The sequence below is a fragment of the Roseateles sp. NT4 genome (assembly GCF_051857475.1).
Taxonomy (GTDB): Bacteria; Pseudomonadota; Gammaproteobacteria; order Burkholderiales; family Burkholderiaceae_C; genus Pelomonas.
Window position 1 is genome coordinate 1,275,136 of sequence record NZ_JBPZGZ010000002.1, and the last position, 26,833, is coordinate 1,301,968.

29 protein-coding genes are annotated in these 26,833 nt (G+C 68.5%); 8 read left to right on the top strand and 21 right to left on the bottom strand.

What is annotated here, in order from left to right; translation table 11 throughout:
• Positions 1–11 precede the first annotated feature (11 nt).
• Positions 12–1,175, top strand: coding sequence for an MFS transporter (locus ACS5PN_RS15590; protein WP_439464891.1), 1,164 nt, complete (start codon positions 12–14; stop codon positions 1,173–1,175).
• On the opposite strand, the gene ACS5PN_RS15595 is transcribed toward ACS5PN_RS15590, so the two are convergent.
• Positions 1,157–1,675, bottom strand: a complete 519-nt coding sequence (locus ACS5PN_RS15595; protein ID WP_439464892.1) for a hypothetical protein — start codon at positions 1,673–1,675, stop codon at positions 1,157–1,159. The two genes, ACS5PN_RS15590 and ACS5PN_RS15595, sit on opposite strands and share 19 nt — an antisense overlap.
• Positions 1,662–2,930: a THUMP domain-containing class I SAM-dependent RNA methyltransferase gene (locus ACS5PN_RS15600; protein WP_439464893.1), complete on the bottom strand. Its 1,269-nt coding sequence runs from the start codon at positions 2,928–2,930 to the stop codon at positions 1,662–1,664. Before ACS5PN_RS15600 ends, ACS5PN_RS15595 begins: the two co-directional genes overlap by 14 nt.
• A gap of 59 nt (positions 2,931–2,989) precedes the next feature.
• Between ACS5PN_RS15600 and ACS5PN_RS15605 the strand changes: the two genes are divergently transcribed.
• Positions 2,990–3,850 (top strand): alpha/beta hydrolase, encoded by an 861-nt coding sequence (locus tag ACS5PN_RS15605; RefSeq protein WP_439464894.1) that lies wholly within the window; start codon positions 2,990–2,992, stop codon positions 3,848–3,850.
• On the opposite strand, the gene ACS5PN_RS15610 is transcribed toward ACS5PN_RS15605, so the two are convergent.
• The 3 genes from ACS5PN_RS15610 to ACS5PN_RS15620 form a co-directional block, all read right to left on the bottom strand.
• On the bottom strand, positions 3,847–4,254 hold the full coding sequence (locus tag ACS5PN_RS15610; RefSeq protein ID WP_439464895.1) for a hypothetical protein: 408 nt from the start codon (positions 4,252–4,254) through the stop codon (positions 3,847–3,849). The two genes, ACS5PN_RS15605 and ACS5PN_RS15610, sit on opposite strands and share 4 nt — an antisense overlap.
• Positions 4,255–4,337: 83 nt before the next feature.
• Positions 4,338–5,273 carry an alpha/beta fold hydrolase gene (locus tag ACS5PN_RS15615; RefSeq protein WP_439464896.1) on the bottom strand — a complete coding sequence of 312 codons (936 nt, stop codon included), beginning with the start codon at positions 5,271–5,273 and terminating at the stop codon, positions 4,338–4,340.
• A gap of 25 nt (positions 5,274–5,298) precedes the next feature.
• Entirely contained in the window at positions 5,299–5,664 is a 366-nt protein-coding gene (locus ACS5PN_RS15620; RefSeq protein WP_439464897.1) for a hypothetical protein, read from the bottom strand.
• 111 nt (positions 5,665–5,775) lie between these two features.
• Between ACS5PN_RS15620 and ACS5PN_RS15625 the strand changes: the two genes are divergently transcribed.
• Positions 5,776–6,612 carry a cupin domain-containing protein gene (locus ACS5PN_RS15625; RefSeq protein ID WP_439464898.1) on the top strand — a complete coding sequence of 279 codons (837 nt, stop codon included), beginning with the start codon at positions 5,776–5,778 and terminating at the stop codon, positions 6,610–6,612.
• Here the strand turns inward: ACS5PN_RS15625 and ACS5PN_RS15630 are convergent.
• The 9 genes from ACS5PN_RS15630 to ACS5PN_RS15670 form a co-directional block, all read right to left on the bottom strand.
• On the bottom strand, positions 6,609–7,001 hold the full coding sequence (locus ACS5PN_RS15630) for a hypothetical protein (RefSeq protein WP_439464899.1): 393 nt from the start codon (positions 6,999–7,001) through the stop codon (positions 6,609–6,611). The two genes, ACS5PN_RS15625 and ACS5PN_RS15630, sit on opposite strands and share 4 nt — an antisense overlap.
• On the bottom strand, positions 6,998–8,497 hold the full coding sequence (locus tag ACS5PN_RS15635; RefSeq protein WP_439464900.1) for an RNA polymerase factor sigma-54: 1,500 nt from the start codon (positions 8,495–8,497) through the stop codon (positions 6,998–7,000). Before ACS5PN_RS15635 ends, ACS5PN_RS15630 begins: the two co-directional genes overlap by 4 nt.
• A gap of 8 nt (positions 8,498–8,505) precedes the next feature.
• Complete coding sequence (lptB, locus tag ACS5PN_RS15640; RefSeq protein ID WP_439464901.1) at positions 8,506–9,291, bottom strand: LPS export ABC transporter ATP-binding protein; 786 nt, start codon at positions 9,289–9,291, stop codon at positions 8,506–8,508.
• Positions 9,288–9,893: a lipopolysaccharide transport periplasmic protein LptA gene (gene lptA, locus ACS5PN_RS15645; protein ID WP_439464902.1), complete on the bottom strand. Its 606-nt coding sequence runs from the start codon at positions 9,891–9,893 to the stop codon at positions 9,288–9,290. The genes lptB and lptA overlap by 4 nt, the downstream gene beginning before the upstream one ends.
• Positions 9,894–9,964: 71 nt before the next feature.
• The gene (locus ACS5PN_RS15650; protein ID WP_439464903.1) at positions 9,965–10,624 is read right to left on the bottom strand and encodes a thiol:disulfide interchange protein DsbA/DsbL; all 660 of its coding nucleotides are present in this window, start codon (positions 10,622–10,624) and stop codon (positions 9,965–9,967) included.
• Positions 10,621–11,283, bottom strand: coding sequence for a thiol:disulfide interchange protein DsbA/DsbL (locus ACS5PN_RS15655; protein WP_439464904.1), 663 nt, complete (start codon positions 11,281–11,283; stop codon positions 10,621–10,623). Before ACS5PN_RS15655 ends, ACS5PN_RS15650 begins: the two co-directional genes overlap by 4 nt.
• A 31-nt stretch (positions 11,284–11,314) precedes the next feature.
• On the bottom strand, positions 11,315–11,989 hold the full coding sequence (locus tag ACS5PN_RS15660; protein WP_439464905.1) for an SPOR domain-containing protein: 675 nt from the start codon (positions 11,987–11,989) through the stop codon (positions 11,315–11,317).
• On the bottom strand, positions 11,986–13,710 hold the full coding sequence (argS, locus tag ACS5PN_RS15665; protein WP_439464906.1) for an arginine--tRNA ligase: 1,725 nt from the start codon (positions 13,708–13,710) through the stop codon (positions 11,986–11,988). The genes ACS5PN_RS15660 and argS overlap by 4 nt, the downstream gene beginning before the upstream one ends.
• Positions 13,711–13,773: 63 nt before the next feature.
• Positions 13,774–14,169: a VOC family protein gene (locus ACS5PN_RS15670; RefSeq protein ID WP_439464907.1), complete on the bottom strand. Its 396-nt coding sequence runs from the start codon at positions 14,167–14,169 to the stop codon at positions 13,774–13,776.
• A gap of 41 nt (positions 14,170–14,210) precedes the next feature.
• Here ACS5PN_RS15670 and ACS5PN_RS15675 point away from each other — a divergent pair, with 41 nt between their 5' ends.
• The 3 genes from ACS5PN_RS15675 (at position 14,211) to ACS5PN_RS15685 (ending at position 16,357) form a co-directional block, all read left to right on the top strand.
• Complete coding sequence (locus ACS5PN_RS15675) at positions 14,211–15,548, top strand: serine/threonine-protein kinase (RefSeq protein WP_439464908.1); 1,338 nt, start codon at positions 14,211–14,213, stop codon at positions 15,546–15,548.
• A gap of 83 nt (positions 15,549–15,631) precedes the next feature.
• Positions 15,632–15,922 (top strand): PsiF family protein, encoded by a 291-nt coding sequence (locus ACS5PN_RS15680; RefSeq protein WP_439464909.1) that lies wholly within the window; start codon positions 15,632–15,634, stop codon positions 15,920–15,922.
• Between the two features lie 177 nt (positions 15,923–16,099).
• Positions 16,100–16,357 carry a glycine zipper domain-containing protein gene (locus tag ACS5PN_RS15685; RefSeq protein ID WP_439464910.1) on the top strand — a complete coding sequence of 86 codons (258 nt, stop codon included), beginning with the start codon at positions 16,100–16,102 and terminating at the stop codon, positions 16,355–16,357.
• 134 nt (positions 16,358–16,491) lie between these two features.
• Here ACS5PN_RS15685 and ACS5PN_RS15690 read toward each other — a convergent pair whose 3' ends face one another.
• The 7 genes from ACS5PN_RS15690 to ACS5PN_RS15720 form a co-directional block, all read right to left on the bottom strand.
• Entirely contained in the window at positions 16,492–19,482 is a 2,991-nt protein-coding gene (locus tag ACS5PN_RS15690) for a TonB-dependent receptor (RefSeq protein WP_439464911.1), read from the bottom strand.
• A 153-nt stretch (positions 19,483–19,635) separates the two neighbouring features.
• Positions 19,636–20,589 carry a peptide ABC transporter ATP-binding protein gene (locus ACS5PN_RS15695; protein WP_439464912.1) on the bottom strand — a complete coding sequence of 318 codons (954 nt, stop codon included), beginning with the start codon at positions 20,587–20,589 and terminating at the stop codon, positions 19,636–19,638.
• Entirely contained in the window at positions 20,582–21,532 is a 951-nt protein-coding gene (locus ACS5PN_RS15700; protein ID WP_439464913.1) for an ABC transporter ATP-binding protein, read from the bottom strand. Before ACS5PN_RS15700 ends, ACS5PN_RS15695 begins: the two co-directional genes overlap by 8 nt.
• On the bottom strand, positions 21,532–22,428 hold the full coding sequence (locus tag ACS5PN_RS15705) for an ABC transporter permease subunit (protein WP_439464914.1): 897 nt from the start codon (positions 22,426–22,428) through the stop codon (positions 21,532–21,534). Before ACS5PN_RS15705 ends, ACS5PN_RS15700 begins: the two co-directional genes overlap by 1 nt.
• Positions 22,425–22,730, bottom strand: coding sequence for a hypothetical protein (locus tag ACS5PN_RS15710; RefSeq protein ID WP_439464915.1), 306 nt, complete (start codon positions 22,728–22,730; stop codon positions 22,425–22,427). The genes ACS5PN_RS15705 and ACS5PN_RS15710 overlap by 4 nt, the downstream gene beginning before the upstream one ends.
• Positions 22,727–23,740, bottom strand: a complete 1,014-nt coding sequence (locus ACS5PN_RS15715) for an ABC transporter permease (RefSeq protein ID WP_439464916.1) — start codon at positions 23,738–23,740, stop codon at positions 22,727–22,729. Before ACS5PN_RS15715 ends, ACS5PN_RS15710 begins: the two co-directional genes overlap by 4 nt.
• Before the next feature lie 3 nt (positions 23,741–23,743).
• Positions 23,744–24,679: an N-acetylmuramoyl-L-alanine amidase gene (locus ACS5PN_RS15720; protein ID WP_439464917.1), complete on the bottom strand. Its 936-nt coding sequence runs from the start codon at positions 24,677–24,679 to the stop codon at positions 23,744–23,746.
• A 127-nt stretch (positions 24,680–24,806) separates the two neighbouring features.
• Between ACS5PN_RS15720 and ACS5PN_RS15725 the strand changes: the two genes are divergently transcribed.
• A complete protein-coding gene (locus ACS5PN_RS15725) occupies positions 24,807–25,220 on the top strand; it encodes a GNAT family N-acetyltransferase (RefSeq protein WP_439464918.1) in 414 nt (137 codons plus the stop codon).
• On the top strand, positions 25,217–26,794 hold the full coding sequence (locus ACS5PN_RS15730; RefSeq protein ID WP_439464919.1) for an ABC transporter substrate-binding protein: 1,578 nt from the start codon (positions 25,217–25,219) through the stop codon (positions 26,792–26,794). The genes ACS5PN_RS15725 and ACS5PN_RS15730 overlap by 4 nt, the downstream gene beginning before the upstream one ends.
• Positions 26,795–26,833 lie beyond the last annotated feature (39 nt).

Sequence of the window (26,833 nt, forward strand, 5' to 3'; positions counted from 1 at the left end):
GCGGCGCTGGCTTGAACCGCAAGCTCGCCCTGCTGGTCCTGGCTCAGGGCCTGTTCCTGACCAACAACATCTGCTTCATGGCCATCAATGGCCTGGTGGGCCTGGCGCTGGCGCCACGGCCGTGGATGGCGACCCTGCCCATCTGCGCCTATGTGGCCGGCGGCGCGCTGATGGCCCGCCTGGTCGGCCGCCACCAGCTGCGCTTTGGCCGCCGGCGGGCTTTTCAGATCGGCCTGCTGGTGGCCATCGCCAGCTGCAGCATCGCGCTGTGGAGCGTGACGCAGCAGCAGTTCTGGGGCGTCGTCCTCGCGACCCTGGTCGCGGGCTACTACAACGCCGGCGCGGCCCTCTACCGCTTCGCGTCGACCGAGATCGTCGCACCCGAGAAGCGCGAGGTGGCCATCTCCTGGGTGTTGGCCGGCGGCTGCCTGGGCGCCATCCTCGGGCCGTGGCTGGCGGGCGCCAGCAGGAACCTGCTGGTGACGCCCTTTGCCGGCGCCTATCTGATGCTGATCGGCGTCGCGCTGGCCGGCCTGGTGCTGATTTCGCTGATCGACTTCCCGCCGCTGACGCAGCCCGCGCCCGGCGCCGGTGGCCGCCCCAGCGGCGAGCTGCTGCGCCAGCCGGTCTTCATGGTTGCGCTGGCGGCGAGTGCGCTCGGTTATGGCGTCATGAACCTGCTGATGGCGGCCACGCCCATCGCCATGGGCCAGTGCGGCCTGCCCTTCACCGATGCCGGCAAGGTGCTGCAATGGCATGTGCTGGGCATGTTCGTGCCGAGCTTCTTCACCGGCCCGCTGATCAAGCGCGTCGGCGTGCTGCCCGTCATGACGGTGGGCGTGCTGCTGAATCTCGGCTGCGTGGCCTTCGCGCTGTCCGGCCAGGACCTGGACCATTTCCTCGGCGCCCTGCTGCTGCTGGGTGTCGGCTGGAACTTCCTCTACATCGGCGGGACTTCGCTGTTCACCCAGGCCTACCGTCCCGACGAGAAGACGCGTGCCCAGGGCCTGCTGGACACCGGCGTGTACGCGACCATGACGCTGACCTCTTTCTCGTCAGGCGCCCTGGTCACGACGGGTGGCTGGCAGTGGATGAACTGGGCCAGCCTGGTGCCTATCGCGTTGTGCGCGGCGGCCCTGGCCGGTCTCGCTGTCTTTCAACGGCGGTCGTGCTGAAGGTATTCCGTCGCCATCTGCTGGCCGAGCAGGTCGGGCTTGAGGCGCGGCAGTGACTTGATGTCCAGGTCGCGCTGGGTCACGAACAACGGCGTGCCGATGCGCAGGCCGTTGATGACGCCGCCTTCGCCGAAGGTGGGCAGCAGCGGGTAGACGCGCAGGCGCAGCACCAGAGTGCCGCCCTCGTCCTGGAACAGCGCCGTTTCGATCAACGTCTGGCAGCCGAGGTTGTCGGCCTGTTCGAGCAGCGCGGCGCCGGCCGCGGCCGGGTCGGCCTGCACGGCCGGCATGGCCATGGGGACGATGTGCCGGCCCTCGACATCGAGGGTGTTGGCGACGGCGGCATTGAAGCTCTGGTTCAGTCCATCCCAGTCAGGTCCGCCCTCGGTCGGCGGATTGCGGCCCTGGCCGAACACCAGGGTGCAGGGCCCGGCCTGGGCAGTGGCCGTGGCCGTGGCCAGCGCCAGCAACAGGGTGGCGATCAGCTCACGCGGCCGCATCGCCTTCAGCCGGCTTGCGCGCCGAGCCCTTGACGAGGTCGAAGCGGAACAGCCGGCATTCGATGGGACCGTTCCACATCGGTACGCGGCGCGATTCCTTCAGCCGCATCTTGGTCGGCAGCTTCATGTCGGGGCTCAGCATCCAGGCCGTCCAGCCGGCCGGGTTCTCGGTGTACTGGCGTTTCCAGTGCGCCGCCAGGCGCGGGAAGAAGTCGTCACCGGCGTCGCGCTCCTCGCTGCCGCCGGCGTCACGCGTCATGGCCGCCTTGCCGCGCACCTCGATGCGCTCGCCATAGGGCGGGTTCATGACGATGGCACCCGGCACGCCTTCGGGCAGCTGGGGGGCGGGGCGCTCCAGCGCGTCGCCGCCGTTGAACTGGATGTACTGGGCGACACCGGCACGCTCGGCATTGCGGCGTGCGAAGTCGACCATGCGGAAGGCCACGTCGCTGGCGTAGATGGGCACGGCGGGCGGCCGGATGCGGGCGCGGGCGGCCTGGGCCATCTCGCCCCACACGGCCTTCAGCGCCGGGGTGGAGAAGGGGATCTGGCGTTCGAAGGCGAAACGGCGCAGCAGGCCTGGCGCCGAGTCGCAGGCGATCAGCGCGGCCTCGATGGGGATGGTGCCGGAGCCGCAGCAGGGGTCGTGCAGGGCGCTCTCACCGCGCCAGCCGGCGGCGGCCAGCATGGCGGCGGCAAGCGTCTCCTTCAGCGGTGCATCGCCCTTGTCAACGCGCCAGCCGCGCTTGAACAGCGGCTCGCCCGAGGTGTCGACATAGAGCGCTGCGCGCTCGGGGCCGACGTGCAGCAGCACCGGCAGGTCGGGCGAATGGGTGTCCACACTGGGGCGCTCGCCGGTGTGCTCGCGCAACTGGTCGCAGATGGCGTCCTTGATGCGCAGCGTCGTGAAGTTCAGGCTCTTCAGCGGCGAGCGCTGGGCGACGGTGTCGACGCGAATCGTGTGCCGCGGCGTGATCCAGTCGCGCCAGTCGACGCGGCGGGCCAGGGCATAGAGGTCTTCCTCGTGGCGGTAGGGGCCCTCGATCAGCTCGACCAGCACGCGCTGCGCGAGCCGGCTCTCGAGGTTGATGCGCAGCACGTCCTCGGCCGTGCCCAGCACGCCGCAGCCACCACGCAGGACTTCGACCTTGCTGCGCACGCCGGGCGGCAGGAAGCGTTTCAGCTCTTCCTCCAGCAGCGGCTCGACGCCGCCGGCACAGGACACGAACAGGGAAAGTTTGTTGGGCAGGCTCACCGGCGCATTGTCGCCGCGCCATAAACTGACAGCGTTGCCATCAGCGCCTTCCGCCCGCCATGAAGCGATTTGTCCTGATCCTGGGTCTGATACTGAGCCCCATGACCCAAGCCGACACCGCGCCGACGGCCTATCCGCCGCACACGATGCCCGACACCTTGCTGCGGGCGCTGCCGGTCAACGACGACGGGCGCAGCTATCAGCTGCACATCCACCTGCCGGCCTCGTTCGCGAAGGAGCCCAGGCGCCGCTATCCGGTCCTCTACGTGACCGACGGCTACTGGGACTTCGCCACGGTCGTGGCTTCGTACAACAACCTGAACTACGACCGCGTCGTGCCCGAGTTCATCGTCGTCGGCCTGGGCTATGCCGGCGACAAGCCCGACTACGACAAGCTGCGCGGCTGGGAGCTGTCGCCGGTGCGCATGGGCGATGGCGACGGTGGCCATGCCGACCAGTTCATCGCCGCGTTGCAGAAGGACGTCTTCCCGCTGGTGGAGCGCGACTACCGCGGTGACCCGGCCCAGCGCTATCTGGCCGGCAGCTCGCTAGGTGGCCTGTTCACCCTGCATGCGATGTATGCCCACCCCGAGCTCTTCAAGGGCTATATCGCGGCCAGCCCGGCCGTCGTGGTGGGCGGTGACTGGATCATCGGCCGGGCCAAGGCCTATGCCGCGACCGGCAAACCCATCAAGGCGCGGCTCTACGTGACCGGTGCGGAGTACGAGTGGCCGGGCTTCCTGGCCGGCATCCAGCGCTACCAGGCGCTGCTGCCAGAGCTGAAGCATCCGGAGCTGGTCTGGCAGAACCGCACCATCGACGGTGAGCGCCACGCCGGCACCAAGGCCGAGAGCTACACGCGCGGCATGCGCTTCGTGTTCGAGCCGCTGGCGCCGGAGAAGGGGCCGTCGAAAGACTAGGCGCCCGTCGCCGGCTTCTCCGTCGTTGCCGTCTGGCTGGGCTTGGTGGCGGTGATGCGGCAGTGGGCGGCCACCGCGTTGTTGACCGCCGAGATGCTGTTCTCGCTGACGGTGTAGGCCACTTCCTTGCCGTGGGCCTTGAAGAGCTTGTCGGCCGCTTCGCTGACGCAGGCCTGCTTCACCTCGGCCGTGGTCTGGCTGTCCTGGCCGACAAAGGTGTTGGAGATGCTGTTGCCGGCCTCGGCGGCGGGCTTGGCGGCTTCCGGCGGATTCTTCTTGGCCGTGACCGACTTGTAGGTGTCCTTTGCCACCTTGACGGTGTCGGTGACCACGCCCGGCAGTTCGATGCTGACGCAGGCGCTCAAGGCGGGCAGGACCAGGGCGGCGGCGAATACGGCTTTCATTCTTCTGGTGGGCGAAGGCGTCAAACCGGGCATTGTCCCAGCAGGCCATCCGGCGTTCAGGCCGGATGGCTGCGGGCAAACGCTTACTGGCGCACGAAGTCCAGCAGGTCCTGGTTGAGGCGGTCCTTGTGCGTGTCGGTGATGCCGTGCGGGCCGCCGGCGTACTCGATCAGGCGTGCGCCCTTGACCAGTTGGACCGTCGCGCGGCCGGTGGTCTCGATGGGCACGATCTGGTCGTCGCTGCCGTGGATGACCAGGGTCGGCACATCGACTTTTTTCAGGTCGTCGCGGAAGTCGGAGTGGAAGAAGGCCTCGATGCTGTCGTAGGTGGCCTTGGAGCCGGCCTGCATGCCCTGCACGTAGAAGCTGTCGACCAGGCCGGTCGACGGCTTGGCGCCCGGGCGGTTGAAGCCGAAGAAGGGGCCGCCGGCGATGTCCTTGTAGAGCTGGGCGCGGTTGTCCAGCGACGCCTTGCGCAGGCCGTCGAAGACGGCTTCGGGCACGCCATTCGGGTTGGTGGGACTGGCGCCCATGATGGGCACGACCGAGCTCACGAACACCACCTTGGCGACGCGCGCCGTGCCGTGGCGGCCGATGTAGCGGGCCACCTCGCCGCCGCCGGTGGAAAAGCCCACCAGCGTGGCGCGCTTGACGTCCAGGGCCGTCAGCACGGCGCCGAGATCGTCGGCGTACTGGTCCATGGTGTTGCCGACCCAGGGCTGGCCCGAGCGGCCGTGGCCGCGGCGGTCATGGGCGATGACGCGGTAGCCGCGCTCGGCCAGGAACTGCATCTGCGATTCCCAGCTGTCGGCATTCAGCGGCCAGCCGTGGCTGAATACGACGACCGCGCCGTTCTTCGGACCCCAGTCCTTGACGTACAGCGGCGTGCCGTCGGCGGCCGCCACGTACTGGCTGGCCACCGCGGTGGCGGCGCTGGGCGCGGCGGTGGCCTGGGTCTGCACGGCGAAACCGCCGAGGGCGATGGAAGCGGCGAGGGCGAGGCGGGTGATGGCGTTCATGAGGGTTCTCCGAATGGGTTCTTGATCAGGCCTTGGCAGCGGGGCGGACGACTTCGCCACGGCGTGCCGCGTACTCGGCCACCAAGGCGGCATAGCGCTCACCGTGGCGCAGCGCGGCATAGCGCTCGCGGGCGACCTGCAGGGCCGGGGTGTTGGACTGGCCGGTCTCTTCGGCCACGCGCTCGGCGGCGGCCAGGCCCGACTCTTGGTAGACCTTCAGATCGGCCAGCACCTCGGCGCGCGACACGGTGGACTGCACGCTGACGCTCTGGCCCGACTCCGGGTCGGTCACATAGAACAGCTGGGCCTGGGCAGCGGACGCGCCGATGAAGACGGCGGCGCCGACCATCAGTTGCAGAACGGCACGGTTGAGGGCGGGTTGGCGGATCATGTTGGGCTCCTGTCGGTGGGGGGGATGTGTCTGTCGACGGGATGAACTGTGCCCGTGACAGGCGTACCGTAGATGCCATAAAGTACGTTTGACTTTGCAATTCGTACTTCCATGGCCGACCGACTTGCCGCCCTGTTTGCCCATTTCGCCGTCCGCGCCGAGACCTTCCAGTCCGGTCCGCTGTGCGGCGTCAACAGCCTGGAGCCCCAGGCGGGGCGCGGCCAGCTGCACCTGATCCGCGAGGCTGGCGTGGAGGTGCACAACGAAGGCACGCCCGAGCCGCTGCGCGTTGACGAGCCCAGCCTGCTGCTCTACCCGCGCCCGCTGGCCCACCGCTTCGTCACCGACCCGTCCTGCGGCGCCCAGTTCCTCTGCGCCCACATGGCCTTCGAGGGCGGCGCCAGCCACCCCATCGCCGCGGCCCTGCCGCCCTGGGTCTGCCTGCCGCTGGCCTCGGTGCCCGGCTGCGCGCCGGTGCTGGGCCAGCTGTTCGCCGAGGCCGAGTCCAGCCATTGCGGGCGCCAGCTGATGCTGGACCGGCTGTTCGAGGTGCTGATGATCTGGGTGCTGCGCGAGCTGATGACCCAGGGCCAGGTCGAGTCCGGCATGCTGGCCGGCCTGTCCCACCCCAAGCTGCGCGGCGCCCTGGTGGCCATGCACGACACGCCGCAGCGCGACTGGCCGCTGGAAGAGCTGGCCCTGGCGGCCGGCATGTCACGCACCGTGTTTGCCAACAGCTTCCGCGACGTGGTCGGCTGCACGCCGGGCGTCTATCTGCAGCGCTGGCGCATCGGCCTGGCGCAGAAGGGGCTGCGCGAAGGGCGCTCGCTCAAGCACATCGCGATGGATGTGGGTTATGGCGGCGAGGCGGCGCTGTCACGCGCCTTCCGGGCGCATACGGGGCAGTCGCCGAGGGAGTGGCGCAAGGCGGAGATGCTGGGGGGCTAGGGCGATACCGTCTTGTCCACGGGCTCGAAGCGCAATTCCCGGGCATAGCCCAGCAACTGCTCTAGCACCGAGGTACCCAGCGCATTCTTGGCCGGCGGATGCAGCAGCACGAGGCGCACGCCCAGCTCGGGCCTGGCCTTGGGGAAGCGTTCGACCAGTTGCCGCTGGACGAAGACCCATTGGTGATACGCCAGCATCTTGCTGCGCACCTTGGGCTTGGTGACGCCATCCTCCAGCGGACGGTCGATGCTCAAGGCGAGCGTCGCAATGCCGGTAGCGGCATCGACCTGGACGGCATCGACGAAGCCGTAGTCGTTGACGCCCAGTCCGGCCGCGAGAGCCGGACCCACCGGCATTGCAAGTGCGAAGAGGGCGGTGCGCCGCCTCACAGCGCCTTGCGCAAATTCGCCGGCGCGATCTTCATCGCCTCGCGGTACTTGGCCACCGTGCGTCGCGCGCACTGGATGCCCTGTTCCTCGAGCATGCCCGCCAGCGCACTGTCGGACAGTGGCTTCTTGATGTCCTCGGCGGCGACGAACTGCTTGATGAGGGCGCGCACGGCCGTGCTGGAGGCCTCGCCGCCGGTCTCGGTGGACAGGCCCGAGCCGAAGAAATACTTCAGCTCGAAGGTGCCCCAGCTCGTGGCCATGTACTTGGCCGTCGTCACGCGTGAGATGGTGGACTCGTGCAGGCCCAGTTCGTCGGCGATCTCGCGCAGCACCAGCGGCTTCATGGCCAGCTCGCCATGGGTGAAGAAGCCGCGCTGGCGCTCGACGATGGCCTGGCTGACGCGCAGGATGGTGTCGAAGCGCTGCTGGATGTTCTTGATGAACCAGCGCGCCTCCTGCAGCTGGCCGCCCAGCGGTGAGTTGCTGATGCCGCCGCGCGTGGCGCGCAGCGCATTCGCGTAGAGCTCGTTGATGCGCAGCTTGGGGGCGACCTCGGGGTTGAGCAGCACGCGGAACTCGCGGCCGCTCTTGCGCACGATGACATCGGGCACGATGGCCGCGGCGGCACCCTGGGCGAAGCGCCGGCCCGGCTTGGGTTCGAGCTGGGTGATCAGCGTCTGCGCCTCGCGCAGCAGCACCTCGTCGGCACCGGTCTCGCTCATCAGCCGGCGCATGTCGCGGCGAGCCAGCAATTCCAGATGACCCTTGCAGATGAGGATGGCGATGACCTGGCAGGGGCTCTTGGGCAGTGCGCGCAGTTGCAGCGTCAGGCACTCGGACAGGTCGCGCGCGCCGATGCCCGCCGGCTCCAGGCTCTGCAGCAGTCGCAGTGCGATGCGCAGCCGGTCCAGCAGGTCTTCGAGTTCTTCGGCGTCTTCGGTGAAGGCGGCAGCGATCTCCTCCAGCGCGTCCTCGAGGTAGCCGTCCTCGTTCAGCGACTCGATCAGCACATGCAGGGCCGCACGGTCCTCGGCCGACAGGTGGTGGCCGGCGAGCTGCTGCACCAGGTGCTCGGCCAACGTGGTCTCGGCCGATTCCTGGCTCTCGCGTTCGCCGTCTTCGCTGCCACTGCCGGAACTGCTGGGCAGCTCGCGGATGCCGTCGAAGTCGTCGCCCTCGGTGCCGTTTTCCCAGTCTTCGCGCTCGGTGCCGCCGAAGTCCTCGGCATTCAGCTCGGGGGCTTCGGGGGCGTCGCCGCCCTCGGCACCGCTTTCATTGCCGCTTTCGGCGGACGACTCGGCGGGCGCATTGGCGGCCAGCTCGGGCGCGCTGACGGTGAACTCCTCTTCGGTCTCGAGCAGCGGGTTGCTGGCCAGCATCTGCTCGACCTCCTGGTGCAGCTCCAGTGTCGACAGCTGCAGCAGGCGGATGGATTGCTGCAGCTGGGGCGTCAGCGCGAGATGCTGACTGAGGCGTACCTGGAGGGTCTGCTTCATCAACAGCCCTACATGCGGAAATTCTCACCGAGGTACACCTTGCGCACGTCGGCGTTGGCCACGATCTCGTCGGGCGTGCCTTCGGCGAGCACGGCGCCCTCGCTGATGATGTAGGCGCGGTCGCAGATGCCCAGGGTCTCGCGGACGTTGTGATCCGTGATCAGCACGCCGATGCCGCGCGCCTTCAGGAAGCTGATGATGCGCTGGATCTCCAGCACCGCGATGGGGTCGACGCCGGCAAAGGGCTCGTCCAGCAGGATGAAGCGCGGCTGGGTCGCCAGGGCGCGGGCAATCTCGACGCGGCGGCGCTCGCCGCCCGACAGGGCCGGCGCCGGGCTGTCGCGCAGGCTCTCGATGGACAGGTCGTGCAGCAGGCCGTTCAGCAGCTCGTCGATGCGGCCCTTGGACAGGCCCTTGCCGCGGTCGTCCTGCTGCAGTTCCAGCACGGCGCGGATGTTCTGCTCGACGGTCAGCTTGCGGAAGATCGAGGCTTCCTGCGGCAGATAGCTCAGACCCAGGCGGGCGCGCTGATGGATGGGCAGGCGCTGCACCTCGGCGCCGTCGATGCGGATGACGCCGGCGTCGGAGCGCACCAGGCCGACGATCATGTAGAAGCTGGTCGTCTTGCCCGCGCCGTTGGGGCCCAGCAGGCCGACGACTTCGCCGCAGTCCACACGCACATGGACGTTCTTGACCACCTTGCGCACGCCATAGGTCTTGGCCAGCGCCTCGGCCTCGAGGCGGCTGCCGCATTCCGCGGCGGGGCGGCTGGTGACAGGCTCGGCCGCAGTCATGAAGGCTTCTTGGGCGGCGTGAGCGTCGTGGACGGCTGCAGCGGCAGCACGGCCGGCGGTGCCGAGGCGGGCGCGTCGGGCTGGGCGCGCGGCATCAGCACCATGCGCACGCGGCCGTTCGGGTTGGGCGAGGCGCTGCCGCCTTCCAGCGCGAAGACCTCGGTGCGGCTGTCGTAGACGATGACGGCGCCGGTGACTTCGTCGGCCACCGTCGAACCGCGCGTGCGGCGCACACTGGCATTGCCGATGAAGCGCACGGTTTCGTTCTTGGTGTCGTATTCGAGCTGGTCGGCGTGGCCCTCGATGGCTTCGCCGGGGGTGTCGCGGGCCTGGCGGAAGCTGACCGGCTGGCCGGTGGCGCCGCTGGCATAGGCCTGGTGGTAGCCGTCGCGGGTCTCGCGCACGTCCACCTTCTCGGCCTTCAGCATCAGGGTGCCCTTGGTGATGATGACGTTGCCAAACAGCTCGGTGCGCTGGTTGACGCTGTCGATCCGGCCCTCCTTGTCGGCCGTGAAGACCATGGGCTTGAGCCGGTCGGCCTTCTCGGCCTGGGCGGCGGAGAAGGCAAGCACGAGAGCGAGCGGGATCAGGTGGCGGGACATGGCGGCACGGAAGTTGCAGGCCATTCTAGGGGCCGCCAACGGCCCCCAGCCTTTCCCAGGCGACAAGTGCGTCAGGAAACCTTGCCGGACCGTGCCGTCTTGACGAGGAAGTCGGCCACGGCCAGGGCCTGCTGGCCCTGTGCCACCTCGCTCTGGCCCGGTGTGCCGGCCTGGCTGGGCCCGGTGCGCCAGCGACCGGCCACGATGAGTGCCGGCACGCTTTCGACGCCGGCCAGTTCGGCCAGCCTGCCACCCTGCTGAATCTTGGCCTGGATGCCGAAGGAGTTGAAGGCCTGCTTGAACTGGGCCGCATCGACGCCCAGGCGGCTGACCAGGGCGACGATGGCGGCCTCGTCATCGGCATCGACGTGCTCACGATGGAAGGCGTTGAAGATGCCGCTGTGCACGGCCGGCGTCAGCGCACCCATGGCTTCCAGCGCGTAGAACATGCGCTGGTGCTGCTTGAGCACCAGCTGCGCCCCCACCGGCACGCGGCGGAAGCTCACGTCCGCCGGCAACTGGTGCACCCAGGCTTCCAGCAGCGGGTCAAAGGCGTTGCAGTGCGGGCACTTGTAGAAGAAGAACTCGATGACCTCGATCTTGCCGGGCGTGCCGGGCAGGGTCTGGCCCAGGCGCGCGTACTGCTTGCCTTCGATCGGGCCGCCCTGGGCGAGCACGGCAGGCGCGAAGCTCGCGGCCATCAGGGCCGCGGTGGCGTCACGACGCTTCATGCTTTCGTCCTGGCGCGCTGGATCAGGAAGTCGGTGATCTGCAGGGCCTTCTGGCCGAGTTCGAGCTCGGGCAGGCGTTGGCCCGCGGCGGCCTGGCTGGGCGAGGTCAGGAAGCGGCCGGCGACGCCGATGCTGGGCACGCCGTCGATGCGGTAGGCCTCGGACAGCTTCTCGGCCTGGGTGCACTTGGTAACCACGCCGAAGGAGTTGAAGGCCTCCTGGTACTTGACCGGGTCGATGCCCAGCGGGCTCAGGAACTTGGCCTGGCTCTTGGCATCGTCCAGGGCCTGGCCCTGCTGGTGCATGGCATTGAAGATGGCCGGGCGGGCCGCGGCTTCCTTGCCCATGGCTTCCAACGCATAGAACATGCGCTGGTGGATCTTGACGTTGGCGCGGAAGGCCACGTGAACCTTGCGGAAGGCGACGTCGGCCGGCAGCTGTTTGGCCCAGGCCTCGATGGCGGGCTCGAAGGCATAGCAGTGCGGGCAGCCGTACCAGAAGAACTCGACGACCTCGATCTTGCCCGGCGTGCCGGGCAGCGGGGGGTTCAGCACCAGGTACTGGCGGCCCTCGATGGGACCCCCCTGGGCGAGGGCGTTGCTGGCGGCGCCCAGGGCGGGGGCGGTGGCGAGCAGGGCGGAGAAATCGCGGCGCTTCATGGCGGCAGTCATCCTTGAGAAGGGTTTGCGGTCAGCGTTGTACACGAACGAGATTGGCCTCGAAGCCAGCCCCTTCAATCTTGCGTTGCAGGTCCTCGGCGGCCTCGCGGGTGTCGCTGGGGCCCAGGCGCACGCGGAACACGGTGCGACCGTTCTGCTCGCGCTCCATGACCTTGGCGGTGAAGCCCTGGATGGCCAGCTTGGCCTTCTGGGATTCGGCCTCCTCGGGGCGGGTGAAGGCGCCGGCCTGCACGAAGTAGACATAGCCGTCGGCACCCGCGTTGGCGGTCGGCGCCGGGGCCGAGGCGGCCGCGACGGCGGGAGCTTCGGCCTTGGTGGCGGCGGGCTTGGTCGGCGGCAGGGCGGCGGTGGCCGCGGCGCTGGCCGTCGCGGCAGCTGTGCTGGCGGTCGTGGTGGCCGGCGGCGGTGTGCTGGCCACCGGCGCGTTGACGACGCCGCTGGCGCTGCGTGCGGCCTTGCCGGCCAGCGGCGCGTTCGGGTCCCAGTTCTTGTTGCGCTCGGCCTCCTGCGCATCCTGCTCGGCGGTGCGCTGCGGCACCTTGTTCACGAAGGGGATGGGTACCTTGGTGATGTAGAGAGCCACGCCGAGGGCCACGGCCAGGCCGACCAGCAGGCCCACGATGAGGCCGAGGACGAAGCCGCCTTTCTGGTTTTTCTGGCCGGCGGGTTTGGAAGCAGAACTCATTCAGACTCCGTGGTGTCGGGGATATCGCGGCTCATCTGCTCGGGCGCGCTGACGCCCAGCATGCCCAGGGCATTGGCCAGTACCTGGCGGGTGGCGGCCAGCAGGGCCACGCGGGCGCGGCTCAGCTCGGGTGCCTGGCCCATGACGCGCTCGGCGGCATAGTAGGAGTGATAGGCGCCGGCCAGGTCGCGGGCGTAGAAGGCCACGTCGTGCGGCGCGATGCCGGCGGCGGCGCCGGTCAGCATGTCTGGGTAGGCGGCCAGCTTCAGCATCAGCGCCTCTTCGGTCGGCGCGGTCAGCAGGCTGAGGTCGGCCGGACTGGAGAGGTCGCCGCCCCACTTGCGGATCACCGAGCAGATGCGCGCGTGCGCCATCTGTACGTAGAAGACAGGGTTCTCGTCGTTCTGCTTCAAGGCGAGATCGACGTCGAAGACAAACTCAGTATCAGCCTTGCGGCTGACCAGGAAGAAGCGCACCGCGTCGCGGCCGGTCCAGGCTATCAGGTCGCGCAGCGTCACATAGGAGCCGGCGCGCTTGGAGATCTTGACCTCCTCGCCGTTCTTCATGACGGTGACCATCTTGTGCAGCACGTAGTCGGGGAAGCCCTGCGGGATGCCCAGGTTCTGGGCCTGCAGGCCGCCGCGCACGCGGGCGATGGTGCCGTGGTGGTCGGTGCCCTGGATGTTGATGCACTGGGTGTAGCCGCGCTCGAACTTGTTGACGTGGTAGGCCACGTCGGGCACGAAATAGGTGTAGCCGCCCTCGGACTTGCGCATCACGCGGTCCTGGTCGTCACCGTAGTCGGTGGACTTGAACCACAGCGCGCCGTCCTTCTCGTAGGTCTTGCCGGCGGCGACCATGCGCTGCACGGCGGCGTCGAGCTGGCCGCCCTGGTAGACGCTGGTCTCGAGGAAGTAGTTGTCGAACTTCAGGCCGAAGGCCTGCAGGTCCAGGTCCTGCTCATGGCGCAGATAGGCCACGGCGAACTGGCGGATGCTGTCCAGGTCGTCGATGTCGCCGGAAGCCGTGAACTCGCGGTCGTCGGCCTTGACGGTTTCCTTCTTCAGGAAGGCATCGGCGATGTCCTGGATGTAGTCGCCGTTGTAGAACTTCTTGCTTTCTGGGTTGTCCGGGTCGGTCGGCCAGCAGTCGTCGCCGGGCTTGAAGCCCTTCAGGCGCAGCTGCGTGGACTTGGCCAGCGTCGCGATCTGCACGCCGGCGTCGTTGTAATAGAACTCCCGGGTCACGTCGTGGCCCTGGCTCTGGAAGACCGAGCACAGTGAATCGCCCAGGGCCGCCTGGCGGGCGTGGCCGACGTGCAAGGGGCCGGTCGGGTTGGCCGACACGAACTCGATCATCACGTGCTTGTCCGTCGCCGGGCGGTGGCCGAATTTGGCACCGGCGGCCAGCACCTCGGCCACGACGGCCTGCTTGGCTTCGGGCTTGAGGCGGATGTTGATGAAGCCGGGGCCGGCGATTTCCAGGGCCTGAACCCAGGTCTGGAAGGCCGGCTTGGCCTCCAGGGCAGCGATCAGGCGGGTCGCCAGTTCGCGCGGGTTGGCCTTCAGCGGCTTGGCCAGCTGCATGGCAGACGTGCAGGCAAAGTCGCCATGGGCGGCCTGCTTGGGGGATTCGAAAGCCGCCACGGCGTTGGAGCCGGGGGCGATTTCCTGGAGAGAGTCGGTGAGTGCGGCGAGCAGCGCCTGCTTGGCTTGGATCATGGGGGCGATTTTAGGAGGCGGGCCTCGTGCAGCCAGAACGCATGGGGAAGCCGGCCCGCTGACCTAGGGTGCGGGCGAGTCGTGACAGGCCACGCAGAGCTTGTTGCCGTCGAGGTCGCGGAAGTAGGCGCCGTAGTAGTTCGGGTGGTAGTGGGGCCGCAGGCCGGGCGGGCCTTCGCAGCGGCCGCCCTGGGCCAGGGCCAGGGCATGGGCCTCGTCCACCTGGGCGCGGCTGGCCGCGAGCAGGGCCACCATCTGGCCGTTGCCGGGCTCGTGCTCGCCGTCGAAAGGCTTGCCCAGCACCAGCAGCGGGCGCGGCCCGGGGGTGCTCTGCCAGCCGGCCCAGCTGTTGGACGGGTCGCAGAAACGTTCGGTTGCACCTAGCAGCGCCAGCAAGGGCCGATAGAAGGCCAATGCGCGCTCGAAGTCACGGGTGCCGAGAAATATGTGGGAGAACAAGGGCCTTCACCTCCGCTGGGCGGCCCGTATCATGCCCCGCGATGACCGCATCCGCCGACGATCTGCCTGGCCATATCGGCCGCTACCAGGTGCTCAAGCGCCTGGGCGAAGGGGCGACCAGTGACGTCTTCCTGGCGCGCGACCCCTTCCAGGAGCAGGACGTCGCCATCAAGCGCATGCGCGCCTGGGCGGCGCCGCCGGACTCGCCGAGCAGCGATTTCAGCAACCGCTTCTTCAGCGCCGAGGCGGCCCTGGCCGGGCGCCTGCACCATCCCAATGTCGTCGCCATCCTCGATGCCGTGTCCGAGGAGGCCGCGCCCTACCTCGTCATGGAGTACGTGCCCGGCGTCACGCTGAAGCACTTCTGCCGCACCGACCGGTTGCTGCCGCTGGACCAGGTGGTCGAGCTGGGCTTCAAGTGCGCCATGGCCCTGGGCTATGTCTACCGCCAGGGCGTCATCCATCGCGACGTCAAGCCGGCCAACCTGCTGGCCGTGCTGGATGCCGGCGGCCAGGTCGTCGACGTCAAGGTCAGCGACTTCGGCTCGGCCCTGAACCTGCATGCCGACTCCACCCAGATCCACCGCGTCGGCTCGCTCGCCTATATGCCGCCCGAGCAGATCGAGGGGGGCGACGTCGATTGCCGCGCCGACATCTATGCCCTGGGCGCCGTGCTTTACCACCTGATCAGCGGCCGCCCGCCCTTCGATGCGCCGCACCAGATGGCGCTGATGCACCAGATCTACCACCAGCCGCCGCTGCCGCTGATGGGCCAGCGCCAGGGCGTCACCGACGGACTGGACGCCGTCGTGCTGCGTGCGCTGGCCAAGAACCCCAAGGAGCGCTTTGCCGACTGGGAGAGCTTTGCCCAGGCGCTGTCGGCCCTGGTGGCCAGCCAGCAGGTGCCGCTGAACCGGCTCGGCGAGGTGCGCGACTCCGAGCGCTTCAACCTGCTGCGCTCGCTGGAGTTCTTTGCCGAGTTCGGCGATGTGCAGCTGTGGGAAGTGGTGCGGCGGGCACGCTGGAAGCGCTACCCCGTCGGCCACGCGCTGTTCCGGCGCGGCCAGGAGGGCAACAGCTTCCACATCATTGCCCAGGGCGAGGTCCAGGTCTATCGCGAAGGCCGCCTGGTGGCCTCGCTGGGCCAGGGCACGTCGGTGGGCGAGATGGCCTATCTGGCGCCCAACCCCGACCTGCGCCGCCACAGCGCCGAGATCCGCGTCAGCCAGGAGTGCACGACGATCTGCTTCACGCCGGAGTCCGTGGGTCAATTGAGCCCCGAATGCCAGCACCGCTTCGACCGCGGCTTCATCCGCGTGCTGGTGCGCCGCCTGCACGCCGCCCACGAGGCCCTGCACCATCCGCGCCGGATTTTGTGACGGCGATGAAACACGGCTTGGCAGTGTCATGGGCCCATGCTTGAATTGACTCGCCTATCCACCTCCCGAAGAAGGGGTTCCCGATGAAACGAATCGCCATCCTGATCGCCTGTGCCGCTGTCGCCTTTGGGGCCCAGGCCACGCCGCAGCAGGACAAGATGAAGGCCTGCAACGCCGAGGCCAAGACGAATGGCAAGACGGGCGACGACCGCAAGGCCTTCATGAAGGAATGCCTGGCCGCCAAGCCGGCCGCCGACCCGGCCACGGCAGCCTGCGAGAAGTCCGCCGCCGACAAGAAGCTGCATGGCGCGGCCGCCAAGTCCCACATCAAGAAGTGCACGGCCGACGCGGCCGCCTCGGCGCCCAAGTCCTGAGCGGCGCTGACAACAAGCTCCGACAGGAGCTGTAGGACGAGAGCCACCTTCGGGTGGCTCTTTGCTTCTGCGCGGTAGGTTGACTCCCACAGGGGATTGGCCCGCCGGCCGGTTCCGCGCGGGGCCGCCAGCGCCGAAAGTTGGCTCACGTGATTGCCATCCCTTCAGGAGCAAACCATGAGCACGATTGAAATGATTTCCAGCCCCGCCACCGCCTACTGGCGCATCACCCTGCTGTCCGTTGCCGCGGCGGCCACCCTGGCCCTGACGACGGGCTGCGCGGGCATGTCGTCGCGTGAGACCAGCACCGTCGTGGGCGCCACCGCTGGCGCCGTTGTCGGCGGTGTGGTGACCGGCACCACGGCCGGTGCGGCCGTTGGCGCTGCGGCCGGCGGCGTCGTCGGCAACGAAGTCGCCAAGAAGCGCAACCGCTGAGGCGTGAACGACAAAGGCCGGCATCGGCCGGCCTTTGGATGGCGCCGCGAGTTCGCTCATGCCCGCCGACTCGTAGGTCGGCGGTCCTTCGGCAGGCGTCAGACAGGCCGCAGTGGCCTGTCTTCGGTCCGGCCTCAGAACTTGTAGCGCGCCTCGACGTAGTACTGGCGGCCCGATGAGTCGACCTTCTGCGGTTCCAGTTCGCTGTAGCGGTACTGGCCCCGTGCGGGATTGGTCAGGTTGGTGCCGCTGAACGACAGCTCCAGTCCCGGCAGCACCGTGTAGTTGACGCTCAGCGCGACATTGGTGACGGGGGCCTGGATGGTGGGCGCGGTGGGCATGGTGATGCCCTGCACCACCGACAGGCCCTGGCTGTTGGCCGTGGGCGCCGGCGCCGTCGTGCTGTTGACGTAGGCGCTGCGGTAGTTCCAGGCCAGCCGGATGCTGAAGGTGTCCGTCTCGAAATAGCCCACCAGGTTGGCGCTCTTGCGTGAGGCGCCCGGCAGCGGCCGGCCATCCTCGACCTTGGTGTCGGCATAGCTGAGGTTGGACTGGAAGCCGAATCCGCCCCAGATGGGTTGTTCCCAGCTCAGCTCGGCCCCCTGGATGCGCGCGCTCTGGTTGGTGGTCGTGTTGATGGCATAGGTGTGGACGACGTTCTGGTTGTCCAGCAGGTCCACCGTCACGCCGTCCTGGCGCACGGCGCCGGTCTTGGCGTAGTTGCGCAACCGGGAGTCGAACAGGCTCAGCACGACGGCCGAACGCTTGGCGTAGTACCAGCCCAGCGACAGGTCGGTGTTGTCGGCCGTCATCGGCTCCAGTTGCGCGTTGGGACCGTTGACCTGGCAGCCCTGGGCCGTGCAGGTCTGGCTGGTGAAGCCCGCGCCGTAGATGTTGTAGTTCTGGCGGCCGAGGGTGCGCGACAGGCCCAGGCGGGCGATCCACGCGGGTGCCAATTGCCAGCGCAGGTTGAAGCTGGGCAGGATGTGGTCGAAGACCTTGTGCGTGGGCACCTTGTAGTAGATGGTGCCGGTGTTGGCGTTCCACGGCGCGCCGTCGTAGTAGGCGGCGCCGTCGCCCGCCGTCACGATGGCCGTCGGGAAGGCCGCGCAGGGCACCACGGCCTTGCCCGGCTCGATGCGCTGGCACAGGCCGGTGGGCACCGGCGTGGCAATCTGGGCGTCGACAACGGTGCGCGCATAGCGCAGGCCGACGTTGCCGCTCCACTTGCCATCGGCCGTTTCCAGGTTCTGCTGCAGATAGAGGGCGCCCTGGCGCTCGCGCATCTCGATCTCGGCAGCCACGCGGCGCTCGAACTCGGGCGTCGTGGTCTTGGTCTGGCCGTCGTAGAAGGAGCGCAGCACCTCGCGGGGGTAGTAGAAGCCGGTGTTCTCGAAGCCGCTGCCCAGGTCGGCGCCGAAGTCACCGGGATAGCCCACCGCCAGGGACGGGTCCGGCGCGGCCACCGCGGAGGACTTCATCGCCGGTTGCCAGCGGCGGTGGTCGCGATGGTGGTCGGCGTAGCGCGCGCCGAACTCCATGCTCTGGAAGACACCGTTGTTCTGCAGGTATTCCGCGTCCAGCGACAGGCTGTTCTCGCGGTCGACGGTCTTGTAGTGCGTCGGCGTGGCACGGGCAATCAGGCTGTAGCCGCTGCCATCGGCATTGCGCACCGGCTTGGTCCCGTCGCCGGCGCCCTGGTAGGCCCAGGTGGGCGCCTCATTGACTCCCTGCAGTGCGAAGGTGATGCCGGTGCCGTAGCGGGCGAAGGTGATGCCGCGGTCCTGGTCGGTTTCGCCCACGCCGCGCGTGCTGCTGAACAGGCCCTTCACCGTCAGCTCGTTGCTGAGCTTGAGCTTGGCATCCAGGTCCAGGAAGCCGCTGCTGGCACTGGCACCGCTGCGAAAGAAGCCTTCCGAATTGCCGATGTATTGCGGTGTCGTGCCCGGTGCGAAAGCGATGGTGCCGCCGCGCAGCACCTTGATCTTGTCGCCGTAGATGGTGGTCTCTTCGGCGATCACGGGGTTCTTGATGGATGCGAACACCTGCTGGCCGTTGGAGCTGGTGTTCTGCGACGTGGCCGTGATCGCGCCGAAGGGTTCGGCCTTGCCCACCAGCATGGAGTACATCGCGCCCGCGGTCAGCCGGCCGAAGTTGTCCGAATTCATCTTCGACTGGAAGGCCGTGATGCCGAGGTCCACGTTCTGCGTCGGCCGCCACTGGGCCGAGAACATGCCGCCCTTGCGATCACGCACACCCTCGACGAACTCGGTCGACATGCTGCCTGGCAGGCGCACGCCGTTCAGGTCGGCGGCCGTGTAGCCGCTGCCGGCCAGCGACGCATCGGTGATGCCCTTCATCGTCGCCGTGTTGATGACGTCCCAGCCGCTGCTGGCGCCATAGGCGAAGCGCGAGGCCGAGTCGCGGCGCACATAGCGCTTCTCGGCGAAGACCTGGCCGATGATGCCCAAGCGGTCATCCGCGCTTTTCCAGTTCAGGCTGGCGTTGAGCTGGGGGCTGGTCTTGTCCGGCAGGTCGGCATAGACACCGCCCACGCTGACAAGGCCGCCGAAGCGCTGCTTCTCGTCCAGGGGCTTGCGCGTCGTCACGTTGACCGTGCCGGCGAGGCCGCCGTCGAGGATGTTGGCCTGTGAGGTCTTGTAGACGGTCGCCGCGTTCAACACCGAGCTCGGCATCAGGCTCAGCGAGGTGGAGCGGCTGCTGGAGGTCTGGTCGGAGATGTACCAGTCGCCGCCGCTGACCGTGTGGCCGTTGAACAGGATCAGCGTCATGTCCGGGTTGGTGCCGCGCATGGCCACCTTCTCGGCCTCGTCGTAGTCGGTACGCACCGCCACGCCGGGCAGGCGCTGCAGGGAGTCCGCCAAGTTCTTGTCGGGCATCTTGCCCACGTCCACCGCCGTGATGACTTCGACATTGGCCGCCGCATCTCGCTTGGCGTTCAGCGAGGCCTCGGTCGACGCGCGAATGCCGGTGATGACGACCTTCTCCAGCGCCTGCGCGTCGGCCTTGGCCTTGGCGCTGTCGTTGGTCTGCTGGGCCTGCAGCTGCAAACTGAGCAGCAGGCTGGCCAGGCCGACGGCGACAGGGGTGGGCTGGAATCTCATGGTTGTTTCTCCGCGTTGCTGAACGCAAAGATTCTTGCGACGCCAGCCGCGTCGCATCAGGGTCCAAGCCCGCGAAATCGGCACCACAGCAACACTCCTTGCATGACGGAATGACTCAGTGGCATGTGTGCCGGTTATGCCCGGCGGGTCATCTCATCCAACCACGTGGCAGGCGACGCGTCGGCCATCCACCTCGCGCAGCTGCGGCACCTCTTCGCTGCAGCGTGGCACGGCCAGCGGGCAGCGCTTGTGGAAGCTGCAGCCGCTGGGCGGATTCAGCGGGCTGGGCAGCTCGCCGTGGATGACGATGCGTTCGCGCCGGTCGGCCTTGCGCAGGGCCGGCGTGGCGCTCATCAGCGCCCGCGTGTAGGGGTGCAGCGGCTGCGCGAACAGCGTCTTCTTGTCACCGACCTCCACCGCCGCGCCGAGGTACATGACCATGACCTCGTCGGCCACATGCTCGACGACGCTGAGGTTGTGCGAGATGAAGACATAGCCCGTGCCGAACTCGTCCTGCAGGTCCATGAAGAGGTTCAGGATCTGGGCCTGGATGGACACATCGAGTGCTGACACCGGTTCGTCGGCGACGACGATGCCGGGGTTCAGGATCATGGCCCGCGCGATGGCGATGCGCTGACGCTGTCCGCCCGAGAACATGTGGGGATAGCGGCGCAGATGCTCGGGCCTCAGGCCCACCTTGGCGGCCAGGGCGGCGACACGTTCGCGCCGCTCCAGCGTCGTCATGGTCGTGTTGATCAGCAGCGGCTCGGCCAGCGTGGTCTCGACGGTCTTGCGCGGGTTCAGCGATGCAAACGGGTTCTGGAACACCATCTGCACATCGCGGCGCAGGGCTTTCACGTCGGCACTGGCCGTGTCCACGCCGCGGATCTTCAACGCGCCACGCGTCGGCGGCTCGATCAGCGTCAGCTGGCGCGCCAGCGTGCTCTTGCCGCAGCCCGATTCGCCGACGACGGCCAGCGTCTTCCTGGCGGCGAGCGTGAAGCTGACGCCATTGAGCGCCTTCACCGTCGCCTTCGGTTTGAAGAGGCCGCGGCTGACCGTGTAGTGCCGGGCAAGGTCGGTGGCTTCGAGAAGGAGCTCAGACATGGGCCGCGGCCTCGACGGGGAAGAAGCAGCGCACGCCAGCTTCCAGCGCCGGGCGCTCGACGCGGCAGCGGTCCTGCACACGCGGGCAGCGCGGGCTCAGCAGGCAGCCCTCCGGGCGGTCCAGCGCACCGGGCACGATGCCGGGCAGGGCCGACAGGCGCGTCGCGCCCTTGTTGTGCTCTGGGATCGCGGCCAGCAGCGCGTTCGTGTACGGATGGCGTGGCGCGTCGAAGAGCGCAGGCACGGGGCCGGTCTCGACGATCTGGCCGGCGTACATGACGGCCACGCGCTGGGCCATCTCGGCCACCACCGCGAGGTCGTGGGTGATCATGATCAGGCCCATGCCCTGCTCGCGCTGCAGCTTCAGCAGCAGGGCCATGATCTGGGCCTGGATGGTCACGTCCAGGGCCGTCGTCGGCTCGTCGGCGATCAGCAGCTTGGGCCCGCAGGCAATCGCCATGGCGATCATCACGCGCTGGTTCATGCCGCCCGACAGCTGGTGCGGATAGGCGCTGGCGCGGTTGGCCGCGTCGGGAATCTCCACCAGCTCCAGCAGCTCGACGACGCGCTTCCTGGCGGCCGACCCGCGCAGGCCCAGATGCGCGCGCAAAACCTCGGCGATCTGCGCGCCGACGGTGTAGCTGGGGTTGAGGCTGGTCAGCGCATCCTGGAACACCATGGCCACGTCGCGGCCGATCAGCGCGCGGCGCTCACGGGGCGACAGCTTCAACAGGTCGCGGCCTTCGAACTCGATGGCGTCTGCCGTGACCTTGCCGGGCGCGTCAATGAGGCCCATCAGCGCCAGCATGGTCACCGACTTGCCGGAGCCCGACTCGCCGACGATGCCGAGCAGCTCGCCCTTGTCCAGCGTCAGGTCCACGCCGTCGACGGCGGGGAAGTTGCCGAACTGGACGCGCAGATTGCGGATGTTCAGAAGGCTCATCAAGCCACCTTCTTCAGCTTGGGGTCCAGCGCATCGCGCAGCCCGTCGCCCATCAGGTTGATGGCCAGCACGGTCACGAGGATGGTCAGGCCCGGCAGCGTGACGACCCAGGGCGCGCGGGTGATGTAGTCCCGGGCGGACGACAGCATGGTGCCCCACTCGGGCGTGGGTGCCTGCACGCCCAGGCCCAGGAAGCCCAGGCCGGCGGTCTCGAGGATGGCCGAGGAGAAGCTCAGCGTCGCGTTGACGATCAGCGGTGCCATGCAGTTGGGCAGCACGGTGATGAACATCAGCCGCCACACGCTGGCGCCGGCGACGCGGCTGGCCGTCACATAGTCGCGGCCAATCTCGCCCAGGGCCGCGGCCCGCGTCAACCGCACATAGCCGGGCAGGGCGCCGATGGCGATGGCGATGACGGTGTTGACGAGGCCGGGGCCCAGGATGGTGATGACGCAGATGGCCAGCAGCAGGGCCGGCAGGGCCAGCACGATGTCCATCACGCGCATGATGGCCGGCGACAGCCAGCGCTGGAAGAAGGCCGCCAGCAGGCCCAGCAGCACGCCGGGCAGCAGCGACATGGCGACCGCCGCCAGGCCGATGCCCAGCGACACGCGGCCGCCGTGCAGCAGCCGGCTCAGCATGTCGCGGCCCAGCTCATCGGTGCCGAGCAGGAAGCGCGTGCTGCCGCCCTCGGCCCACACCGGCGGCGTCAGCATGAAGTCGCGGTACTGCTCGATGGGGTCGTGGGGTGCGATCAGCGGGGCGAACAGCGAGGCCAGGGCGATGGCCGCGAAGACGATCAGCGCGATCAGGGCGCCACGGTTGGCGGCAAAGCCCTGCCAGAACTCGCGCAAGGGGCCGGGTGGTTCAAGGGGTTTGTCGAGGACGGCGCTCACGCTGAGACTCCGAACACGGCGTCATGCCAATACATCTCAGGCGCCGCGAACCAACTCTCATTGGCGGGACTCAGAAAAATAGCGAGATTGCGCATAGGGAGCTGGTAGCGCCGGTGCAGCGCGAGCATTTCCCTCAAAGCGTCTTCGTTCAGCTGCACCGAGTTCAAATTGACTTCCAAACTGCGCCCCACTCCGGTGACGCTGGATACGCCTGGAATGCTCTCCAGCCAGGAAAAGAAGCTGGCTTCGTCCTGCGATGAATAAAACGTGGGGCCAGCGATCATCAGCTGCGGCACGTTCAATGCCCCCCGCCTCGAATCCTTGGATTCACCACCCCATACAGCACGTCCACGATCAGGTTCACCCCGATGAAGGTCAGGGCCGAGATCAGGATGCCGGCCTGCACGACCGGGTAGTCGCGCCGGCCGATGGAGTCGATCAGCCATTTGCCGATGCCGGGCCAGGAGAAGATGGTCTCGGTCAGCACGGCGCCGGCCAGCAGGCTGCCGGTCTGCAGGCCCACCACCGTCAGCACCGGGATCAGCGCGTTGCGCAGCGCATGCACGACGACCACGCGCGTCGGTGACAGGCCCTTGGCGCGGGCGGTGCGCACATAGTCCTCGCGCAGCACCTCGAGCATGGACGAGCGCGTCATGCGCGCCACCACGGCCAGCGTGCTGGTGCCCAGCACCAGGGCCGGCAGGATGAGGTGCATCAGGGCTGACTTGAAGGCGCCTTCCTCGGTGCTCAGCCAGGCGTCGATCAGCATGAAGCCGGTGACGCGCTCGGGGTCGAATTCGATGCCGATGCGGCCGCTCACGGGCGTCCAGCCCAGCTGCACCGAGAAGAACATGATGAGGATCAGGCCCCACCAGAACACCGGCATGGAATAGCCCACCGTGGCGAGGCCCATGACGCCCTGGTCCAGCAGCGAGCCGCGCTTGAGCCCGGCGCTGACGCCCAGCAGCAGGCCGAAGCCGACGGCGAAGATCAGCGCCGCCGTGGCCAGCTCGACGGTGGCCGGAAACAGCGCCGCGAATTCCTTGCTCACGGGCTCGCGGCTGACCAGGCTCTGACCCAGGTCGCCGTGCAGCAGCTTGCCCACATAGTCCGCGTACTGCACCGGCAGGGGCCGGTCCAGGCCCATGCGCTTGACCAGGGCCGCGTGGGCCTCGGGGTCCAGGCGCCGCTCACCCATCATGACCTCGACGGGGTCGCCGGGCACCAGGCGGATCAGTCCGAAGGCGACGATGGTGATGCCGATCAGCGTCGGCACCAGCGTCGCCAGGCGTTTGAGCAGGAAGCCGAGCACGTCTTACCAGCGCGAGGTGTAGGGGCGGGTCTCGCCCTCGGCAGCGCCGGCCACGCGCATGGAGGAAGGCGTGGACGCGACCTCGATCAGTGCCGCCGTCTCGGCGTCCGGCGTGCCGGAGATGTCGCGCGGCCGGTACTTCATCTGGAAGGTGGCGATGACTTCCTTGGTCATCACGTCCAGCTGACCCGAGCGCGACACGTTGTAGCCGATGCGGGCCAGGCGGTCCTGCAGCCAGGCCACGTCGCGCGGGGCCACCTCGTGCTCCAGCGTCTTGACGACGACCGAGGGGCCGTCGGGCCAGGGGATGAGGCCGGCCTCGGCCAGCTGCTTCCATGGGAACTGCGGGCCGGGGTCCTGCTTGCGACCCGGGGCGATGTCGGCGTGGCCGATGATGCGCTCGGGCCTCACCTGGTGGCGCTTCTGGATGTCGCGCACCAGGGCGATGACCTCGTCGACCTGGGCCTGGGGGAAGGGCGCGTAGACGCGGCCGCCGGGGCCGTCGACATAGCCGGGGTTGACGATCTCGATGCCGATGGAGGCCGAGTTCAGGTTGGTGTTGCCGGCCCAGAAGCTGGCGCCGGCATGCCAGGAACGGCGGTTCTCGTCGACCAGGGCATAGCTGGCCACCGGGTTGTCGCGCACCAGGTAATGGGCCGAGACCTGGCCGCCCGTCGTCAGCACCTTCAGCGACTTCTCCCAGTCCAGCACGGTGTAGTGCAGCACGATGTAGAGGGCGCGGCTGTCCTGGTTCTGCGAGGTGTAGCTGCGGTCGATGTTGGGGGCTCGCACCGGCGCGACAGGCGCGGCGACGGCCACGGGCGAGGTGCTGGCGGGCTGGGCGGCCGGCTTGGAAGCGGCGGGCTGCGTGGGCGGCACGCTGGCGCAGGCGCTGAGCAGCAGGGCCAGGGTGGCGGCAACGAGGGAGGTGGACTTCATGCGTGGGAGGGCGTGGCCAAGCCCGGATTGTTGCAGCGCACTCGCGCGGGCGGCTCCGGGCCAGCCCGCAGGGGCCATGTCGGAGCACGATGCGGGTATGCCTGCAGGTGATGGTTGAATGCGCGCCATGAGCTACGAGACGCTGCACGCCACGCCCACGGCCGACACCTACCGCCACTTGCGCGTGGCTTCGGGGCTGAGCCCCAAGTCGGCCGAGGCCGCCGCGCGTGGCCTGCCCAACACGCTGTTCGGCGTGCAGGTTATCCACGGCGGGGAGCCCGTGGGCATGGGCCGCGTCATTGGCGACGGCGGCACGGCCTTCCAGGTCGTCGACATCGCCGTGCTGCCCGAGCACCAGGGCAAGGGCCTGGGCAAGCTCATCATGGGCGAGATCGCCGCCTGGCTGCGGGACCACGTGCCCGAGGGCGGCTATGTCAGCCTGCTGGCCGATGTGCCGGCCGATGCGCTCTACGCCCAGTTTGGCTTCGTCCACACGGCACCGCGCACCCTGGGCATGGCTTGGAGGAGGCCCAAGCCATGAAGCTGCTGCTCGCTGCCCTGGCCCTGGCTGCCGCCACCGCCGCCCCGGCCAAGACCCTCACCGTCTGCACCGAGGCCAGCCCCGATGGCTTCGACTATTCCCTCTTCCACGCCAACTCGACGGCCGATGCCTCGTCCGAGGCCCTCTACAACCGCCTGGTCGAGTTCGAGCCCGGCACGACGAAACTCATGCCCGCCCTGGCCGAGCGCTGGGAGCTCAGCGCCGACGGCAAGACCTACACCTTCCATCTGCGCGCCGGCGTGGCCTTCCACACCACGCCCTGGTTCAAGCCGACGCGGCCGATGACGGCCGACGACGTGGTCTACAGCTTCAATCGCCAGATCGACCCCAGGCACCCCTGGCATGGCCAGCCCCGCCAGGGCTGGTATTACGCGACGGCGATGCAGTTCGGCCAGTTGGTCAAGAGCGTCACCGCGGTGGACGCGCGCACCGTGCGCATCGAGCTGACGCGGCCCGAGGCGCCCTTCCTGGCCGATGTGGCCATGGGCTTCTTGAGCGTGCTGTCGGCCGAGTACGCCCAGCAGCTGCAGGCCGCCGGCCGCATGGAGGACATGAACCTCAAGCCGGTCGGCACCGGGCCTTTCGTCTTCCGCAGCTATGTGAAGGACGCGGTCGTCCGCTACGACGCTCACCCGGGCTACTTCCGCGGCAAGGTGCAGCTCGACAAGCTGATCTTCTCGATCTCGCCCGACCCCGCCACGCGGCTGCAGCGCCTGAAGGCCGGCGAATGCGATATCGGCCTCTATCCCATGCCCCAGACCTGGGACGAGATCCGCCGCGACCCCAAGCTGCAACTGCTGACCGGCCCCGGCCTGGTCACGACCTTTGTCGGCCTGAACGTCGAGCACAAGCCGCTGGACGATCGCCGCGTGCGCCAGGCCCTGGGGCTGGCGACGGACCGCGCCGCCATCGCCAAGGCCGTCTACGGCGGTGCCGCCAGCCCGGCCGGCAACCCCTATCCGCCCTCGCAGTGGAGCTATGACGACAAGGCCGGCCCGCCACCTCAGGACCTGGCCAAGGCCCGCGAGCTGCTGAAGGCCGCGGGGCTCGCCAATGGTTTTGCGCTCAAGCTGTGGATACGGGCCGGCGCGGGCGCCACCAACCCCAATCCCAAGGCGACGGCCGAGCTGTTGCAGGCCGACTGGGCCCGCATCGGCGTCAAGGTCGAGATCGTCACGCTGGAGTTCGGCGAGCTGCTCAAACGCACCCGCGCCGGCGAACATGATGCGACCCTGCTGGCCTGGGCCTCCGACAACGGCGACCCCGACAACTTCCTGACCCCCAACTTCGCCTGCGCGGCCGTGGCTGGCGGCAGCAATGTGGCGCGCTGGTGCCGCAAGGACTTCGACGCCCTGCTGGCCGAGGCGCGCGAGGTGGCCGACCCGGCCAGGCGCGAAGCCCTCTACCGCCGCGCCCAGGCCCTCTACCGCGACGACGCGCCCTGGGTGCCGCTGACCTATCCGACGACGGCCATCGCGACCTCGAAGCGCGTCGGCAACATGAAGGTCAGCCCCTTTGGCCTCAACAACTACGCCAACGTGGATGTGAAATGAAAAAGCCCCCACGCGAGCTTCGCTCACTGCCCCCCGAGG